This is a genomic window from Ottowia pentelensis (assembly GCF_964341695.1).
In genome coordinates this window covers 1,068,950-1,085,639 of sequence record NZ_OZ224513.1, presented here as the reverse complement: position 1 = coordinate 1,085,639, position 16,690 = coordinate 1,068,950, and the positions used below count along the sequence as shown (strand labels likewise).

At 69.8% G+C, this 16,690-nt stretch carries 13 protein-coding genes and 2 tRNA genes; 6 read left to right on the top strand and 9 right to left on the bottom strand.

Annotated features, from left to right (window positions below):
- Positions 1 to 125: 125 nt before the first annotated feature.
- The 3 genes from ACWHMB_RS05165 to ACWHMB_RS05155 all read left to right on the top strand — a co-directional run bounded on the left by ACWHMB_RS05165 (position 126) and on the right by ACWHMB_RS05155 (position 3,120).
- Positions 126 to 1,106: a Bug family tripartite tricarboxylate transporter substrate binding protein gene (locus tag ACWHMB_RS05165; protein WP_447648464.1), complete on the top strand. Its 981-nt coding sequence runs from the start codon at positions 126 to 128 to the stop codon at positions 1,104 to 1,106.
- Positions 1,107 to 1,168: 62 nt separating this feature from the next.
- Complete coding sequence (locus tag ACWHMB_RS05160) at positions 1,169 to 1,615, top strand: tripartite tricarboxylate transporter TctB family protein (protein ID WP_377482841.1); 447 nt, start codon at positions 1,169 to 1,171, stop codon at positions 1,613 to 1,615.
- Positions 1,615 to 3,120, top strand: a complete 1,506-nt coding sequence (locus tag ACWHMB_RS05155) for a tripartite tricarboxylate transporter permease (protein ID WP_377482839.1) — start codon at positions 1,615 to 1,617, stop codon at positions 3,118 to 3,120. Before ACWHMB_RS05160 ends, ACWHMB_RS05155 begins: the two co-directional genes overlap by 1 nt.
- Before the next feature lie 58 nt (positions 3,121 to 3,178).
- Here ACWHMB_RS05155 and ubiM read toward each other — a convergent pair whose 3' ends face one another.
- The gene (gene ubiM / locus ACWHMB_RS05150) at positions 3,179 to 4,453 is read right to left on the bottom strand and encodes a 5-demethoxyubiquinol-8 5-hydroxylase UbiM (protein WP_377482837.1); all 1,275 of its coding nucleotides are present in this window, start codon (positions 4,451 to 4,453) and stop codon (positions 3,179 to 3,181) included.
- A gap of 119 nt (positions 4,454 to 4,572) precedes the next feature.
- Complete coding sequence (rnr, locus tag ACWHMB_RS05145) at positions 4,573 to 6,876, bottom strand: ribonuclease R (RefSeq protein WP_377482965.1); 2,304 nt, start codon at positions 6,874 to 6,876, stop codon at positions 4,573 to 4,575.
- Between rnr and ACWHMB_RS05140 the strand changes: the two genes are divergently transcribed.
- Positions 6,871 to 6,955 (top strand) — tRNA-Leu (locus ACWHMB_RS05140). The genes rnr and ACWHMB_RS05140 overlap by 6 nt on opposite strands.
- A gap of 83 nt (positions 6,956 to 7,038) precedes the next feature.
- On the opposite strand, the gene rimO is transcribed toward ACWHMB_RS05140, so the two are convergent.
- The 5 genes from rimO to ACWHMB_RS05115 form a co-directional block, all read right to left on the bottom strand.
- Positions 7,039 to 8,427: a 30S ribosomal protein S12 methylthiotransferase RimO gene (gene rimO, locus ACWHMB_RS05135; protein ID WP_377482835.1), complete on the bottom strand. Its 1,389-nt coding sequence runs from the start codon at positions 8,425 to 8,427 to the stop codon at positions 7,039 to 7,041.
- A gap of 51 nt (positions 8,428 to 8,478) precedes the next feature.
- Positions 8,479 to 9,042: a polyhydroxyalkanoate synthesis repressor PhaR gene (gene phaR, locus ACWHMB_RS05130; RefSeq protein WP_377482833.1), complete on the bottom strand. Its 564-nt coding sequence runs from the start codon at positions 9,040 to 9,042 to the stop codon at positions 8,479 to 8,481.
- Positions 9,043 to 9,182: 140 nt separating this feature from the next.
- Positions 9,183 to 9,258: transfer RNA gene (locus ACWHMB_RS05125), tRNA-Lys, on the bottom strand.
- A 55-nt stretch (positions 9,259 to 9,313) separates the two neighbouring features.
- The gene (locus tag ACWHMB_RS05120; protein ID WP_293225906.1) at positions 9,314 to 10,102 is read right to left on the bottom strand and encodes a tRNA threonylcarbamoyladenosine dehydratase; all 789 of its coding nucleotides are present in this window, start codon (positions 10,100 to 10,102) and stop codon (positions 9,314 to 9,316) included.
- A 58-nt stretch (positions 10,103 to 10,160) separates the two neighbouring features.
- The gene (locus ACWHMB_RS05115; RefSeq protein WP_377482830.1) at positions 10,161 to 11,279 is read right to left on the bottom strand and encodes a YeeE/YedE family protein; all 1,119 of its coding nucleotides are present in this window, start codon (positions 11,277 to 11,279) and stop codon (positions 10,161 to 10,163) included.
- A 240-nt stretch (positions 11,280 to 11,519) separates the two neighbouring features.
- On the opposite strand from ACWHMB_RS05115, the gene ACWHMB_RS05110 reads away from it, so the two are divergent.
- The gene (locus ACWHMB_RS05110; protein ID WP_377482828.1) at positions 11,520 to 14,480 is read left to right on the top strand and encodes a valine--tRNA ligase; all 2,961 of its coding nucleotides are present in this window, start codon (positions 11,520 to 11,522) and stop codon (positions 14,478 to 14,480) included.
- Positions 14,481 to 14,492: 12 nt separating this feature from the next.
- Here the strand turns inward: ACWHMB_RS05110 and ACWHMB_RS05105 are convergent, their stop codons facing one another.
- Complete coding sequence (locus ACWHMB_RS05105) at positions 14,493 to 15,464, bottom strand: NAD(P)-dependent oxidoreductase (RefSeq protein WP_377482826.1); 972 nt, start codon at positions 15,462 to 15,464, stop codon at positions 14,493 to 14,495.
- 92 nt (positions 15,465 to 15,556) lie between these two features.
- Between ACWHMB_RS05105 and galU the strand changes: the two genes are divergently transcribed.
- Positions 15,557 to 16,444: a UTP--glucose-1-phosphate uridylyltransferase GalU gene (gene galU, locus ACWHMB_RS05100; RefSeq protein ID WP_377482824.1), complete on the top strand. Its 888-nt coding sequence runs from the start codon at positions 15,557 to 15,559 to the stop codon at positions 16,442 to 16,444.
- 4 nt (positions 16,445 to 16,448) lie between these two features.
- Here the strand turns inward: galU and ACWHMB_RS05095 are convergent, their stop codons facing one another.
- Positions 16,449 to 16,676 (bottom strand): sulfurtransferase TusA family protein, encoded by a 228-nt coding sequence (locus ACWHMB_RS05095; protein ID WP_293225915.1) that lies wholly within the window; start codon positions 16,674 to 16,676, stop codon positions 16,449 to 16,451.
- Between the last annotated feature and the right edge of the window lie 14 nt (positions 16,677 to 16,690).

The window sequence follows — 16,690 nt, the reverse complement described above, 5'->3', positions numbered from 1 at the left end:
TCACGTACCGCGATTTGAAAGGGCCTTGAAAGCACGCGCTGGCTAAAGTCCCCTTGCGATCCCGCCATCCGCCCGCGGATGCGGCGCAGGACTTTTTCCACGCTCACTCTCAAGGAGACCGCACGATGAAACTCACGCACGCGCTCGCGACCCTGGCCCTGGCCGGCGGCATCGGCCTGGCCCATGCCGGCCCGCTGGACAAGACCGAATGCATCGCCCCGGCCAAGCCCGGCGGCGGCTTCGATCTGACCTGCAAGCTGGCGCAGTCGGGCCTGCTGGACGGCAAGTTCATCGGCACCCCGATGCGCGTGACCTACATGCCGGGCGGCATCGGCGCCGTGGCCTACAACGCCATCGTGGCGCAGCGCCCGGACGAGAACAACACCATCGTCGCCTTCTCGGGCGGTTCGCTGCTGAACCTGGCGCAAGGCAAGTTCGGCCGCTACCACGTGGGCGACGTGCGCTGGCTGGCCGGCGTGGGCGCCAACTACGGCGCCATCATCGTGGCCGACAGCTCGCCCTTCAAGTCGCTCAAGGACGTGGTGGCGGCCATCAAGGCCGACCCCAGCAAGGTGGTGTTCGGCGCCGGCGGCACGGTGGGCAGCCAGGACTGGATGAAGGCCGCGCTCACCGCCAGGGCCGCGGGCCTGGATCCGAAGAAGATGCGCTTCGTCGCCTTCGAGGGCGGCGGCGAAGCCACCACCGCACTGCAGGGCGGTCACGTGCAGATCTACTCGGGCGACGCCTCCGAGGCCGAGGAGCAGATCAAGGCCGGCGCCAAGATCCGCGTCATCGCCGTGCTGGCCGACAAGCGCCTGGAAGGCGGCCTGGCCAACGTGCCCACTGCCAAGGAGCAGGGCATGGACGTCGAGTGGCCCATCATCCGCGGCTTCTACATGGGCCCGAAGGTGAGCGACGCCGACTTCAAGGTCTGGGTCGACACCTTCAACAAGATGATGGCCACGCCCGAGTTCGCCAAGCTGCGCGCCGACCGCAGCCTGTTCCCCTTCGCGCTGACCGGCGCCGAGCTCGACGCCTACGTGAAGAAGCAGGTCGAACGCTACGCCAAGCTGGCGGCCGACCTCGGCCTGGCCGTCGCCAAGTAAGGGCGGCGCACTGCCCTGCCGGCGGCCGCTGCCCGCGGCCGCCCCATCCGGAGAGACCCGACATGAGTGACCGCATTCTCGGCGCCGCCTGCATCGCGGTGGGCGCCGCCATGGCCTGGGCGGCCAGGGACTACGCCGCGCCCATCTCCTACGAACCCGTGGGACCGCGCGCTTTCCCCATGCTGCTGGCGGTGCTGCTGGCCATCGGCGGCGCCTGGCTGCTGGTGCGCCCCGGCGCCAACGACCACTGGCTGCACACCGTGCCCTTGCGGCCGCTGGCGGGCGTGATCGTCGCGGTGTTCGTGTACGTGCTGCTGTTCCAGTGGCTGGGCTTCACCCTGGCCACCATCGTGATGGCGGTGCCGGTGGGCATGGCCTTCGGCGGCAGCCTGCTGCAGTCGCTGGGCGGCGGCCTGGGCCTGGGCTTGGTGGGGTTCTTTTTGTTCGACAAGGCGCTCGACGTGGTGCTGCCCACGGGCGTGCTGTCCTTCCTGCTGGGAGGCCGCTGATGGATACGCTGCAATACCTGCTCAACGGCTTCGGCGTCGCGCTGACCGTCACCAACCTGGTCGTGGCCGCGCTGGGCGCGCTGATCGGCACCATCGTCGGCATGCTGCCGGGCCTGGGGCCGATCAACGGCGTGGCCATCCTGATGCCGATCGCCTTCGCGCTCAAGCTGCCGCCCGAGACCGCGCTGATCCTGCTGGCGGCGGTCTACATGGGTTGCGAGTTCGGCGGCCGCATCTCGGCCATCCTGATCAACGTACCCGGCGACGCCGGCGCCATCATGACCACGCTGGACGGCTACCCCATGGCCAAGGCCGGCAAGGCGGGCGTGGCGCTGTCGATCTCGGCCTGGTCTTCGTTCATCGGCGGCATGGTGGCCACCACCGGCTTCGTGCTGTTCGCGCCGCTGCTGGCGCGCTGGGCGCTGGCCTTCGGCCCGGCCGAATACTTCGCCCTGATGGTGTTCGCCTTTGCCTGCATCACCGGCCTGATGGGCGACGCGCCCATGAAGGCCGCGCTGGCCGCCGTCATCGGCCTGGCGCTGGCGACGGTGGGGCTGGACTCCAACTCGGGCGTGTACCGCTTCACGGCCGACAACGTGCACCTGTCGGACGGCATCCAGTTCATCGTCGTCGTGATCGGCCTGTTCTCGGTCAGCGAGATCCTGCTGATGCTGGAGCAGCACTTCCAGAGCACCGGCATGATCAAGGCGACCGGCCGCTCGCTGTTCAACCTCAAGGAGCTGGCCTACACCTGGTGGGGCACGGTGCGCTCGTCGGTGGTGGGCTTCGTGGTCGGCGTGCTGCCGGGTGCCGGCGCCACCATCGCCAGCGCCATGACCTACACGATGGAAAAAAACATCGCCGGCGCCAGCGGCACCTTCGGCAAGGGCGACATCCGCGGCGTGGCCGCGCCCGAGGCGGCCAACAACGCCTCGGCCGGCGGCTCCTTCGTGCCGATGTTGACGCTGGGCGTGCCCGGCTCGGGCACCACGGCGGTGATGATGGGTGCGCTGGCGCTCTACAACATCACGCCGGGGCCGGCGCTGTTCACGCAAAACCCCAATCTGGTGTGGGGCCTGATCGCCTCGATGTTCATCGCCAACGTGCTGCTGCTGGTCATGAACATCCCGCTGGCGGGCGTGTTCTCCAGCATGCTGCGCACACCCAACTGGCTGCTGGTGCCAGGCATCCTGGCGGTGAGCACGGTGGGGGTGTATTCGGTGCACGCCACCACGTTCGACCTGACGCTGATGGCGGTGTTCGGCGTGATCGGCTACCTGCTGCGCAAGCAGGGCGTGCCGATGGCGCCGCTGATCCTGGGCTTCGTGCTGGGCGAGATGATGGAGCAGAACCTGCGCCGCGCGCTGTCCATCACCAACGGCGACGTGGGCATCCTGATCGAAAGCCCGATCTCCAAGGGCCTGTGGCTGATCGCCATCCTGATGGTGGTGGTGCCGCCGCTGCTGCGCCTGCGCCGTCGGCGTCTGACGGAACAGGCGGCCTGAGCCGATTCCCCTGCCCCACCACGGCGCCTTCGGGCGCCGTTTTTTTTGGCCGCCAGGATCAGTGCGCCGCGCGCGGCCAGGCCGGCGGCCGGCCGGTGAGCTGGCTCACGATCAGGGCCTTGAGCGGTGGCAGGCGGCTGGAGCCCGCCAGCACGGCGCGGCGCAGCAGGCGCGGCAGTGTGCGCTCGTCGGTATACAGGCCCACGATGGCGTTGGTGCCACGGTACAGCGGCCAGGCGTGGCGCAGGTGGGCGCGGGCATAGGCCTGCAGCACGGCTGCGTCGCCCAGGTCGGCGCCGCGCGCCCGCGCCTCGGCCAGCACCTGCGCCAGCCGGGATACGCCGGCCAGGCCCAGGTTGTAGCCGTGCGCCGTCACCGGGTGCATGCCGACGGCAGCGTCGCCCACCAGGGCGCAGCGCGCGGCGGCGAAACGCTGCGCGATCACGGCCACCAGCGGGTAGGCGTGGCGCTCGCCCACCAGGCGCATGCGGCCCAGGCGGTGGTCGAACTGCTCCTGCACGCACACGGCAAAGTCTGCGGGCGACAGCGCCATCAGCGCCTGCACCTGCTCGCTGCGCGCCGTGACCACGGCCGAGCACATCGGGGCGCCGCTGTCCGGGTCATCGGGCAGCGGCAGGATGGCCAGCGTGCGCTCGTAGCCGAAGCACTCGTGCGCGATGCCCTCGTGCGCGCGCTCGTGCTGCAGGCGGCAGACGATGACGGTGCGGCCGAAGTCCTGCATCGAGGCGGCGATGCCCAGCTGGCGCCGGGTGGCCGAGAAGCGGCTGTCGGCCGCCACCAGCAGCGGCGCCTGCAGACGCCGGGGCGCGGCGCCGGGGGTGGCGGCGTCCACGCAGTCCAGCTCGGCGTGAGCGGGCGTGATGGCCACGCGCGTGACCTGGGTGCCGCACAGCACGCGCACGCCCGGCGTGTCGGCCGCCACCGCCCAGGCCGTGCGGCGCAGCGCGTGGTTGGGCACGATCCAGCCCAGGTTGTCGCAGCCCGTGCCCTGCGCGTTCAGCGTCATGCCCTCGCGTTGACCGACCGGCCCGTCGTGCACCCGGGCCTGGCGCAGCAGGCCGATCTCGTGCGGCGCCAGGCGCTGCCAACTGCCCAGGCGCTTGAGCGTGGCCACGCTGGGGTGGGTGAGCGCGATCTCGCGTCCGTCGGGCGCCGGCTCGGCCAGCGCGGCAGCGCCCTGCTGCTCCAGCACGGCCGCCTGCAGGCCGGCCTGCGCCAGAGCAATGGCCAGCGACAGGCCGGCCGGGCCGCCGCCCACGATCAGCACGTCGCTGGTGCTGGCGGACACGGCAGATGAAGCGAGAGAGGACATGGCAAGCGAAGGCGGGCAAAGGCTGCGCGCCATTGTCCCCGCCGCTCCCGGAGCGGCCCTTGCACTGGATCAAGACGGGGCAAGGGCAGCGCGCAGCGCTGCGCCCAGCAGCGCGCGATTCAGCGCCGGGGCTTGCCGCCCTTGCGCGCCTTGGCCTTGGCAGCCGCCTTCTTGACGGCGGCGGTCAGCGCCTGCATGGGCGTGCGGCGCTCGGTTGCGGGGGGCAGATCCTCGCGCGCCTCGCGCCGCTCGCGCCCCTTGGGCGGCTTGGGCGCGGCCTTGCCCGTGCCCGACTCACGGCCGCTCTTGTCGCGCGGCGCGCCTTCTTCGTGCACCAGGCGAAAGTCGATCTTGCGCGCGTCCAGGTCCACGCGGCTGACCTGCACCCGCACGCGCGTGCCCATGCCGTAGCGGATGCCGGTGCGCTCGCCGCGCAACTCCTGGCGCACCTCGTCGTAGCGGAAGTATTCGCCGCCCAGTTCGGTGATGTGCACCAGGCCCTCGACGTGCAGCTCGGTCAGCGTGACGAACAGGCCGAAGCTGGTGACGGCGCTCACGCTGCCGGCGTACTCCTCGCCCAGATGCTCGCGCATGTACTTGCACTTGAGCCAGGCCTCGACGTCGCGGCTGGCCTCGTCGGCGCGGCGCTCGTTGGCGCTGCAGTGCAGGCCGGCGGCTTCCCAGTCCTGCAGGTCGGGACTGAGCCTGACGAGCTCTCCGCCCTTGTTGCGCTTGCGCTGCAAGCTATCTTTTTGCAAGCGCTTGCGGAGCTTGTCGTGCGCCTCGCCGGGCGTGGGCAGCGCGGGCAGCTGGTACTTGCGCCCGCCCAGGATGGCCTTGATCACGCGGTGCACCAGCAGGTCGGGATAGCGGCGGATGGGGCTGGTGAAGTGGGTGTAGGCCTCGAAGGCGAGGCCGAAGTGCCCGCTGTTGATGGGGGTGTAGATGGCCTGGCTCATCGAGCGCAGCAGCATCATGTGGATCTGCTCGGCGTCGGGGCGCTCCTGCGTGGCCTCGGCGATGCGCTGGAACTCGTGCGGGCTGGGCTCGTCGCTCACGCTCAGGCCCACGCCCAGCGCCTTCAGGTAGGCGCGCAGCAGCTCGACCTTCTCGGGCGTGGGCCCCTCGTGCACCCGGTACAGGCCCACGTGCTTGCCCAGGCCGATGAAGTCGGCGCTGCACACGTTGGCCGCCAGCATGCATTCCTCGATCAGCCGGTGCGCGTCGTTGCGCATGCGCGGCACGATCTTCTCGATGTGGCCGGCCTCGTCGCACACGATCTGCGTCTCCACCGTGTCGAAGTCGACCGCGCCGCGCCGCTGCCGCGCGCCCAGCAGGGCGCGGTACACCTCGTGCAGGTGCAGCAGGTCGGGCACGCGCGCGCGCCGCTGCGTCGCCTCGGGCCCGCGCGTGTTGGCCAGGATGGCGGCCACCTCGGTGTAGGTCAGGCGCGCGTGGCTGTTCATCACCGCCGGATAGAGCTGGTAGGCGTGGACCTCGCCCTGCGCCGTGACCAGCATGTCGCACACCATGCACAGGCGGTCGACCTCGGGGTTGAGCGAACACAGGCCGTTGCTGAGCTTCTCGGGCAGCATGGGGATCACGCGACGCGGAAAGTACACGCTGGTGGCGCGGTCGTAGGCGTCGATGTCGATCGGGCTGCCGGTGCGCACATAGTGGCTGACGTCGGCAATGGCCACCAGCAGGCGCCAGCCATTGGGCTTCTTGCCGCGGCCGGTGACCACCGCCGGCTCGGCGTAGACCGCGTCGTCGAAATCGCGCGCGTCCTCGCCGTCGATGGTGACCAGGGGCACGTCGGTCAGGTCGACCCGGCCGGCGCGGTCCTTGGCGCGCACCGCGTCGGGCAGGGCGCGCGCCTCGGCCAGGCAGGCGTCCGAAAACTCGTGCGGCACGCCGTACTTGCGCACCGCGATCTCGATTTCCATGCCCGGGTCGTCGATCTCGCCCAGCACCTCCTTGACGCGGCCCACCGGCTGGCCATACAGCGCCGGCGGCTCGGTCAGCTCGACCACCACCACCTGCCCGGCCTTGGCCGTGCCGATGGCGGACTTGGGAATCATCACGTCCTGGCCGAAGCGCTTGTCCTCGGGCGCCACCAGCCACAGGCCGCCTTCGTGCAGCAGGCGGCCGATGATGGGCTGGGGCGGCCGCTCGATGATCTCGAGCACCCGCCCCTCGGGGCGGCCGCGTCGGTCCAGGCGCACCACGCGCACGCTGACGCGGTCGCGGTGCAGCACCGCCCGCATTTCGTTGGGCGGCAGATAGATGTCCGGCTCGCCGTCGTCGCGCACCACGAAGCCATGGCCGTCGCGATGCCCGGACACCACGCCCTGGATTTCGTCCGGAATATTTTTTTGGGGGGCTAGATTTTTGATATAGAATCCTTGTTTCCTGATGCCCAGGTGGCGGAATTGGTAGACGCACTAGTTTCAGGTACTAGCGGGTAACTCCGTGGAGGTTCGAGTCCTCTCCTGGGCACCAACAATCATAAGCGGCGAGCTGAGTTTTTTCAGACCCACCGCAACGCAAAAGCCACCCTCGGGTGGCTTTTTTTTGCTTTCGCATCAGATCGGCACGGCCACGAGATCGTGTCCTTGCGTGCCCACGATGCGCGCGCGGGTGAAGCTGCCGACCTTCAACGTCTTGCTGGCCTTCTCGGGCGGCAGCAGCTGCACCACGCCATCGATCTCGGGCGCGTCGGCGTAGCTGCGCCCCACGCCGCCGCGGCGGCCCAGCGCGGGCGCCGAATCGACCAGCACCTGCATGGTGGCGCCCACACGCTCGCGCAGCTTGTCCATCGACACCTGCTCGGCCACGGCCATGAAGCGCGCGCGGCGCTCCTCGCGCAGCTCGGCCGGCAGCATGCCCGGCAGTTGGTTGGCGGCCGCGCCGGCGACGGGCGAATAGGCAAAGCAGCCCGCGCGGTCGATGCGCGCGGCGCGCATGAAGTCCAGCAGGTGCTGAAACTCTTCCTCCGTCTCGCCCGGAAAGCCGGCAATGAAGGTCGATCGGACCACGATCTCGGGGCACATGGCGCGCCAGCGCTCGATGCGCTCCAGGTTTTTCTCGCCGCTGGCCGGCCGCTTCATGCGGCGCAGCACCTCGGGGTGGCTGTGCTGCAAGGGGACGTCCAGGTAGGGCAGCACCTTGCCTTCGGCCATCAGCGGCACGATCTCGTCCACGTGCGGGTACGGGTACACATAGTGCAGGCGCACCCAGGCGCCGTGCGGTGCGGCCAGCTCGCCCAGCGCCTGCACCAGCTCCAGCAGGCGCGTGCGCACCGGTCGCCCGCCCCAGAAGCCGGTGCGGTACTTCACGTCCACGCCGTAGGCCGAGGTGTCCTGGCTGATGATCAGCAGCTCCTTGACGCCGCCTTCGAACAGCGCCTGCGCTTCCTTCAGCACCTCGCCGATCGGGCGGCTGACCAAGTCGCCGCGCATCGACGGGATGATGCAGAAGGTGCAGCGGTGGTTGCAGCCCTCGCTGATCTTCAGGTAGGCGTAGTGGCGCGGCGTCAGCTTGAGCCCCGCCGCACCGAAGACGCCCGGCACCAGATCCAGGAAGGGATCGTGCGGTTTGGGCAGGTGGCGGTGCACGGCGTCCATCACCTGCTGCGTGGCCTGCGGGCCCGTCACCGCCAGCACGCTGGGGTGCACGTCCTGCACCAGGGTGCCGCCGTCCTTGCCGGCCTTGGCGCCCAGGCAGCCGGTGACGATGACCTTGCCGTTGTCGGCCAGGGCCTCGCCGATGGTGTCCAGGCTTTCGCGCACGGCGTCGTCGATGAAGCCGCAGGTGTTGACCACCACCAGATCGGCGCCTTCGAAGGTCTTGCTGGTCTGATAGCCCTCGGCGCTCAGCTGCGTCAGGATCAGCTCGGAGTCGGTCAGGTTCTTGGGGCACCCCAGGCTGACAAAGCCGATGCGCGGGGCGGGCGCTGCAATGGTTTCACTCATGGTTTCAATCGATGATGTCCAGGCGCGGGCCAGCCCTGAACGGTGCCGGCCTCAACGCCGGATGCCGAAGGCGCCCAGCAACTGGTCGGCCTGCCGGGCCATCTGCTCCTGCATCTGCAGGAAGGCCGCCTTGGACTGCTCCAGGTAGCTGCCCATCACGCCCTGCATCAGCGGCGACTGCAGGCTCATGAACTGGGTCCACATCTCGGGCGTCAGGCCCTGCGACTGCTCGGCCAGCTTGGTCTGGATCTCGGCCAGCGCCTGGATGTTCTTCTCCAGGTACGAGCCCATGAAGCCCTGCATGGCGTGGCCGTAGAAGCGGATGATCTCGGCCAGCATGGGCTCGGTGAACATCGGCACGCCGGCCGCCTCTTCCTCCAGGATGATCTGCAGCAGGATGCTGCGCGTCAGGTCCTGCCCCGACTTGGCGTCCAGCACCACGAAGGGGTCGCGCTCCATCACCAGCTGCCGCACCTGCGCCAGCGTGATGTAGGACGAGGCGCTGGTGTCGTACAGGCGGCGGTTGGGGTACTTCTTGATGACCCGGTTCTTGGACGGGGCGGCGGCCGGAGCGGCACGCGGCGGCGCGGCGGTATCGGGGGTGAAACGACTCATGCTCGGGAGCATCCTTCAAGCGTCTGGGTGAAGGAAATTCTAGGCGGGCAGCCGCCTCTTCCTTCGCATGGCAAGCCTGCCACGGGCCAGATGCAGAAAGGCCGTGCGTTGGATCTCCAGCGCGCGGCCCAAAATCTGGCTGGTGGGTCGTGCGTGACTCGAACACGCGACCAACGGATTAAAAGTCCGCTGCTCTACCAACTGAGCTAACGACCCTCCTGTGCCGACGCGCCTCATCGCCGCGCTGGCAAGCCCATGATTATAACGCAGCCTATTCTCCGGCCTGCGCCCCGCCCTGCGCCAGGCGATCCAGAATCCAGCCCGCCGCGCACAGGCCGAAGGGCGCCGTCACCGTCACGCTGGAGCCGTAGCCGTGGCAGTTGAGCGAGCCGTCCACGGCGGCCGGGGTGTCGCACTGCTCGGGCGCGACCACGCTTTCGCGGCTGAACACCGCCGTCACGCCGAACGGCTTGCCGGGCGCCGGGCGCAGGCCGCCGCGGCGCAGGCGATAACGCAGCTGGGCGATCAGCGGGTCGTGCGTGACGGCAGCGATGTCGGCGATCTCCACCCGCTCGCCGTGGCGCTTGCCGCCCGCCGCGCCGGTGGTGATGAACAGCGTGCCGCTGGCGCGCGCCCAGGCCGCCATGGCCAGCTTGGCGCGCACCTGGTCGCAGGCGTCGATCAACGCATCCACCGACTGCGGCAGCAGCTGCGGCCAGTGGTCGGGCTCGACGAAGGCGTCGACCTCGTGCACCTGGCACTGGGGGTGGATCTGCGCGATGCGCTCGCGCATGGCCGACACCTTGGCCTGGCCCAGGGTGCTGCTCAGCGCGTGCACCTGCCGGTTGACGTTGGATTCGGCCACGTGGTCCATGTCGATCAAGGTCAGCTGCGCCACGCCGCTGCGTGCCAGCGCCTCGGCCGCCCACGAGCCCACGCCGCCGATGCCCACCACCGCGACGTGCGCGGCGCGGATGCGCGCCGCGCCGGCGGCGCCGTACAGCCGCGCCAGGCCGCCGAAGCGGCGCTCGGCGTCGACGTCGAGCACATCGGGGTTCATCGGAACACCCTCCGCGCTGCGCGCTGCGGGATTCGCACCTGGGAGCGGCCCGGCGTGCTCATGCCTGCCGCTCCAGCCGCCAGGCCTGCGCCTTGAGCGCCAGCACCGCCCCGCCGATGATGGCGGCCACCGCGCTGAAGCTGGTCAGGCTCAGGTTGGACACCCCGCTCAGGCCCTGGCCGATGGTGCAGCCCAGCGCGGTCACGCCGCCCACGCCCATCAGCACGGCGCCGATCAGGTGCGTGGCCAGGTCTTCGGTGGTGCGAAAGCCCTCCCAGTGAAAGCGCCTGGTCGCCACCGCGTGCACGAAGCTGCCCGCCACCACGCCCGCCACCGACACCGCCGCGATGCTGAGGTGGCGGTTGCTGTCGCTGTAGAACATCAGCCAGTCGATGGCCCAGGCCAGCGGCGCGGTGAAGGTCAGCGCCTCCATGCGGCCGGTGCGCGAGCCCAGGTAGGTGGCGTCCAGCGTCAGCGGGTGCTCGGCCACGTAGCCCAGGGCGCCGCTGACCCACCACATGCCGACGATGACCGCGCCCAGGCCCACGCCGGCCAGCAGGTTGTTGGCGCGCCAGAAATCGCGCCCGACCAAGGCCCAGATGAGCAGCACGCCGCCCACCGCCAGCGCCGGCACCAGCAGGGCCGTGGCGGCCGACCAGCCCAGGTAGTGCGCCGACAGATGGCCCAGCGTGGCCGGGCCGGAAAAGGCCACGTACACCCGGTCGACCGTGCCGTCGCGCCACACCGCCGTCAGGCCGCGCAGCGTGATGTAGGCCGACAGGGCCATGACGATGAACACCACCAGCGCCTTCAGGTTGCCCGCGCCCATGCGCACCAGGTTCTTGCTGCCGCAGCCCGAGGACAGCACCATGCCGACGCCGAACAGCCCGCCGCCCACCAGCGAGGACAGCCACATCCAGCGCGTGTCGGCATAGACCGAGTCGGCCGGGCGAATCCAGCCACCCGCGCCCAGCAGCGCAAAGCCCAGCACCGCCACGCCGGCGGCCAGCGCCCACTGGCGCATGCGCGTCCACTCGCCCATGGTCACCACGTCGGTCACCGCCCCCATGGTGCAAAAGCCGGTGCGATGCACGATGGCGCCGAACACGGCCGACAGCACGAAGGTGGCCAGCAGGACGGCACGGGTCAGGTGGGCGACATCGGATTCCAGCGGCATGGGGCGCGATTTTAGGGACTTGCCCGCGCCGCTGCCGTCCGGCCCAGCTCGGGCAGGTGTTGACGATAACTATCATTTTAATAGCTGTTTGCGCTTGATCCACCTGCGCAAGAGCCTGTTTTTGCTTGAATGCTCGTCAAGCCCGCACCGGCGCGGCGCCGCGGGCGGCTCGCTAAAATCGACGCTTTTGCCGACCGCTCGCCCGGCCCCGCGCCCGCTGGCGACAGCCCCCACTTCACCATGTCCGACCAACCCACCCAAGCGCGCCTGGCGGCGCTGTCCAAATCCTTCGACCCGGCCGCCGTCGAAGCGCAATGGGGCCCCGCGTGGGAGCGCGCCGGCCTGGGGCGCGCCGGCTGGCGCGGCACCGGTCAGGCCAATGCCGAGGCCGCGGCGGCCGGGCACAACTTTGCCGTGCAGCTGCCGCCGCCCAACGTCACCGGCACGCTGCACATGGGCCATGCGTTCAACCAGACGATCATGGACAGCCTGACGCGCTATCACCGCATGCGCGGCTTCAACACGCTGTGGGTGCCCGGCACCGACCACGCCGGCATCGCCACGCAGATCGTGGTCGAGCGCCAGTTGCAGGCCCAGGGCCAGAGCCGCCATGCGCTGGGCCGCAAGAACTTCGTCGCCCGCGTGTGGGAGTGGAAGCAGCAAAGCGGCGACACCATCACGCGCCAGATGCGCCGCATGGGCGCCAGCGTGGACTGGTCGCGCGAATACTTCACCATGGACGACAAGCTGTCCCGGGTGGTCACCGAAACCTTCGTTCGGCTGTACGAACAGGGCCTGATCTACCGCGGCAAGCGCCTGGTCAACTGGGACCCGGAGCTGAAAAGCGCGGTGAGCGACCTGGAAGTCGAAAGCGCCGAGGAGGACGGCTTTCTGTGGCACATCGCCTACCCGCTGGCCGACGGCTCGGGCGACAAGCTGGTGGTGGCCACCACGCGCCCCGAGACCATGCTGGGCGACGTGGCCGTGATGGTGCACCCGGACGACGAGCGCTACCAGCGCTTCATCGGCAAGGCGGTCACGCTGCCGCTGGTGGGCCGCGCCATTCCGGTGATTGCCGACGACTACGTGGACAAGGATTTCGGCACCGGCGTGGTCAAGGTCACGCCGGCGCACGACGCCAACGACTACGCCGTCGGCCAGCGCCATGGCCTGCCGATGATTTCGGTGCTGACGTTGGACGCGCACATCAACGACCAGGCGCCCGCCAAGTACCAGGGCATGGAGCGCTTTGCCGCCCGCAAGGCCATCGTGGCCGACCTCGACGCGCAGGGCCTGCTGGTCGAAACCAAGAAGCACAAACTGATGGTGCCGCGCTGCGGGCGCACCGGGCAGGTGATCGAACCCATGCTGACGGACCAGTGGTTCGTGGCGATGAGCAAGCCGGATGAAACGGGCAAGAGCATCGCGCAAAAAGCCATAGCCGCCGTGCAATCCGGCGCGGTGCGCTTCGTGCCCGAGCAGTGGGTCAACACCTACAACCAGTGGATGAACAACATCCAGGACTGGTGCATCAGCCGCCAGCTGTGGTGGGGGCACCAGATTCCGGCTTGGTATGGCGAGGATGGTTCGATTTTTGTAGCGCGTAGCGCAGACGAGGCCAGCGCTGCAGCCCTGAAGGCCGGATATTCGGGGCCGCTCACGCGCGACGAGGACGTGCTCGACACCTGGTACTCGTCGGCGCTGGTGCCCTTCTCCTCGCTCGGCTGGCCCGAGAAGACCGAGGACCTGAGCCTGTACCTGCCCAGCAGCGTCCTGGTCACGGGCCACGACATCATCTTCTTCTGGGTCGCGCGCATGATCATGATGACGACCCACTTCACCGGCCAGGTGCCGTTTCGCGACGTCTACATCCACGGCCTGGTGCTGGACGCGCACGGCAAGAAGATGAGCAAGAGCGAGGGCAACGTGCTCGACCCGGTCGACCTGATCGACGGCATCGCGCTCGAACCCCTGCTGGCCAAGCGCACCACCGGCCTGCGCAAGCCCGAGACCGCGCCCAAGGTGCGCGAGAACACCAAGAAGGAGTTCCCCGACGGCATTCCCGGCTACGGCGCCGACGCGCTGCGCTTCACCTTCGCCGCCATGGCCACGCTGGGGCGCACGGTCAACTTCGACAGCAAGCGCTGCGAGGGCTACCGCAACTTCTGCAACAAGCTCTGGAACGCGTCGCGCTTCGTGCTGATGAATTGCGAGGGCCACGACTGCGGGCAACAGGCCCCCACGCTCCCTGCTTCGCATGGTGCGCTGCCCCCCGAGGGGGCTGACCCCGCCTCGGGGCGGCCCGGCGGCGAGGTCGGCAACGCTTCGGACGCCCGTTCCGCCGCCGACCGCTGGATCGTCAGCCTGCTGCAAAAGGCCGAGGCCGCGGTGGCCAAGGGCTTTGCTGACTATCGCCTGGACACCGTCGCCAACACGATCTACGACTTCGTCTGGAACGAGTTCTGCGACTGGTACCTGGAGATCGCCAAGGTGCAGATCCAGACCGGCAACCCGGCCCAGCAGCGCGCCACGCGCCGCACCCTGGTGCGCGTGCTGGAGGCCATCCTGCGCCTGGCGCATCCCATCATCCCCTTCGTGACCGAGGCGCTGTGGCAGGCGGTGGCGCCCGTTGCGGGCAAGAAGCCCGCAACCTCCGATCCTTCGGGCAAGACCGGCGACTCGATCGCCGTGGCGCCCTACCCCGAGTCGCAGGCTGCCAACATCGACGAAGCCGCCGAGGCGCAGATGGCGCAGCTGAAGGCGCTGGTCGACGCCTGCCGCAACCTGCGCGGCGAGATGGGCGTGTCGCCCGCGCAGCGCCTGCCCCTGTTCGCGCTGGGCGATGCGGCCTTCATCCAGCAGCACGCCGGCGCGCTGCAGGCCCTGGCCAAGCTGGCCGAGGTGAAGGTGTTCACCCGCGAGGCCGAGTGGGCGGCCGCCGCCCAGGCCGCGCCCACCGCCGTGGTGGGTGATGCGCGCCTGGCGCTGTTCATGCAGGTGGACGTGGCGGCCGAGAAGGCGCGCCTGGGCAAGGAAGCCGCGCGCCTGCAGGGCGAGCTGGCCAAGGCCCAGGGCAAGCTGGGCAACGCCGCCTTCACCGCCAAGGCGCCGCCGGCCGTGATCGAGCAGGAGCAAAAGCGCGTGGCCGACTTCGGCGCGGCGCTGCAAAAGATCCAGGCCCAGCTGGCGCGCCTGGGCTGAAGGCGTGAACGCTCAGCCGAGCGCCATCGGCGCCGTGCTGGGCCCGCGCCAGCCACCGCCGTGCTGGGCGCTGAATTCCAGCGTCTGGTGCAGGCGGTCGGCCAGATACCAGCTGCCGCGCAAATACGCCTCGTGCGTGCGCGGCGCCAGGCGCGGCGTGATGCGCACCGAGGGCAGCCCCCGCAGCGGCTGGCCGGGCTGCGCCAGCACCTCGTCGTCGCTGTCCAGCCAGCAGGCGGTGATGCGCCCGCTGCGCAGCGCCTGCGCCAGCGCATCCAGGTCGAACAGCGCGGCGCGGCTGGCGCTCACCCACAGCTGGCCCGGCTTGCACGACTGCAGCACGCGCTCGCCCACCAGGCCGCGGTAGCGCGAGGCATACACCGTCTGCATCGACACCGCGTCGGCCGCCTGCAGCATCTCGGCCAGCGACAGCGGCTGCACGCCCAGGCGCGCCCACAGCTCGGCGCTGCGGTGCAGGGCCGGGTCGTAGCCCAGCACGCGCGCGCCCAGCGCCACCAGCATGGGCGCCAGCATCTGCGCCGGCGCCGACAGGCCGAACAGGCCGATCACGCTGTCGTTGATTTCGCGCCCCGGCGACTGCGGGCCGCCCATGCTGAAGCCCACGTTCAGGTTGCCGCCCATGCGAAACAGGCCCAGCAGCGCCGTCAGCAGAAATTCGGCCGTGGCGCGCGCCGTGGCGCTGGTGGCCTGGATGACGCGCACGCCGCGGCGCTGGCAGGCCTCGAAGTCCAGGTTGTCGCCGCCCTCGTGAATGCGCCCCAGCGCCAGCAGGCGCGGCGCAAAGTCCAGCAGCGTGGCGTCCACGCGCAGCCAGGGCGGCACCACCAGCGCCTCGGTCTTGTACAGGCGGGCGCGCAGCGCCGGGGCGTCCATCGCCAGCTCTGGCCGATAATCGACTTGATGGCGCGCCGCCAGCCATTGGCGGGCATCGGCAGCCAGGTTCTCCAGCAGCAATATTTCCACGGTCTTCCCCGTTGTGCTCCCTGCCCCCTGGGCCGACCGCGCAGGTCGCGCCCGAGAGTTCTGGGGCGAAAATGTAACACCCTGCAGCCGCCATGCCTATCCCCCGTTCCGTCCGCACCGCCGTCTTTCCCGTCGCCGGCCTGGGCACCCGCTTTTTGCCCGCCACCAAGGCCAGCCCCAAGGAAATGCTGCCGGTGGTGGACAAGCCCCTGATCCAGTACGCCGTCGAGGAGGCCTACGCCGCCGGCGTGCGCCACATGGTGTTCGTCACCGGGCGCAGCAAGCGCGCCATCGAGGACCACTTCGACACCGCCTACGAGCTGGAAAGCGAGCTGCTGGCCGCCGGCAAGCAGGCCCTGCTGGACGTGGTGCGCGCCGTCGCGCCGGACGACATGGACTGCAGCTACGTGCGCCAGCCGCGCTCGCTGGGGCTGGGCCACGCCGTGCTGTGCGCCGCGCACATCGTGGGCGAGCAGCCCTTTGCCGTGCTGCTGGCCGACGACCTGATGGTCGGCCCGCCCGGCGGCCAGCCGGTGCTGGCGCAAGTGGTCGAGGCCTTCGAGTCGCTCGGCCGCTCGGTGCTGGCGGTGCAGGAGGTGCCGCTCGACCAGGTGCGCCGCTACGGCATCGTCGCCGGCCCGGCGGCGGGCGACCAGCTGATCAAGATCGAGCGCATCGTCGAAAAGCCCGCGCCCGAGGCCGCGCCCTCGCGCATGGGCGTGGCCGGCCGCTACATCCTCACGCCGCGCATCTTCGACGAGATCCGCAACCAGCCGGCCGGCGCGGGCGGCGAGATCCAGCTCACCGATGCCATCGCGCGCCTGATGACCAAAGAGCGCGTCTACGCTTACCAGTACAGCGGCAAACGCTACGATTGTGGTAGCAAAGAGGGCTTTCTGGAGGCCACCGTCGAGCTGGCCCTGCAGCACCCGCAGATGGGCGCCGCGTTTCGCACCTACCTCAAGTCGCTGGCGCTGTAGCCGCTCAGCGGCGGCGCAGCACGTGCACGAACTGATCCTGCGTGCTCTGCTGCTCGACCAGCTCGTTGCCAGTCTGTTTGGCAAAGGCCTGAAAGTCGCGCACCGAGCCCGGGTCGGTGCTGAGCACCCGCAGCAGCTGGCCGCTGGTCAATTCCGACAGGGCCTTCTTGGCCTTCAGGATGGGCAGCGGGCAGTTCAACCCGCGCGCATCGACTTCCTTGGTGATGTCCATCGGTTGATTGTCAT

Excerpts from the sequence above, each read along its gene's own strand:
- ubiM (WP_377482837.1), bottom strand. The coding sequence starts at position 4,453 with ATGTCCTCTCTCGCTTCATCTGCCGTGTCCGCCAGCACCAGCGACGTG.
- phaR (WP_377482833.1), bottom strand. The coding sequence starts at position 9,042 with ATGAGTCGTTTCACCCCCGATACCGCCGCGCCGCCGCGTGCCGCTCCG.
- ACWHMB_RS05110 (WP_377482828.1), top strand. The coding sequence starts at position 11,520 with ATGTCCGACCAACCCACCCAAGCGCGCCTGGCGGCGCTGTCCAAATCC.
- rimO (WP_377482835.1), bottom strand. The coding sequence starts at position 8,427 with ATGAGTGAAACCATTGCAGCGCCCGCCCCGCGCATCGGCTTTGTCAGC.
- ACWHMB_RS05115 (WP_377482830.1), bottom strand. The coding sequence starts at position 11,279 with ATGCCGCTGGAATCCGATGTCGCCCACCTGACCCGTGCCGTCCTGCTG.
- ACWHMB_RS05160 (WP_377482841.1), top strand. The coding sequence starts at position 1,169 with ATGAGTGACCGCATTCTCGGCGCCGCCTGCATCGCGGTGGGCGCCGCC.
- ACWHMB_RS05165 (WP_447648464.1), top strand. The coding sequence starts at position 126 with ATGAAACTCACGCACGCGCTCGCGACCCTGGCCCTGGCCGGCGGCATC.
- ACWHMB_RS05120 (WP_293225906.1), bottom strand. The coding sequence starts at position 10,102 with ATGAACCCCGATGTGCTCGACGTCGACGCCGAGCGCCGCTTCGGCGGC.
- ACWHMB_RS05095 (WP_293225915.1), bottom strand. The coding sequence starts at position 16,676 with ATGGACATCACCAAGGAAGTCGATGCGCGCGGGTTGAACTGCCCGCTG.
- galU (WP_377482824.1), top strand. The coding sequence starts at position 15,557 with ATGCCTATCCCCCGTTCCGTCCGCACCGCCGTCTTTCCCGTCGCCGGC.
- ACWHMB_RS05155 (WP_377482839.1), top strand. The coding sequence starts at position 1,615 with ATGGATACGCTGCAATACCTGCTCAACGGCTTCGGCGTCGCGCTGACC.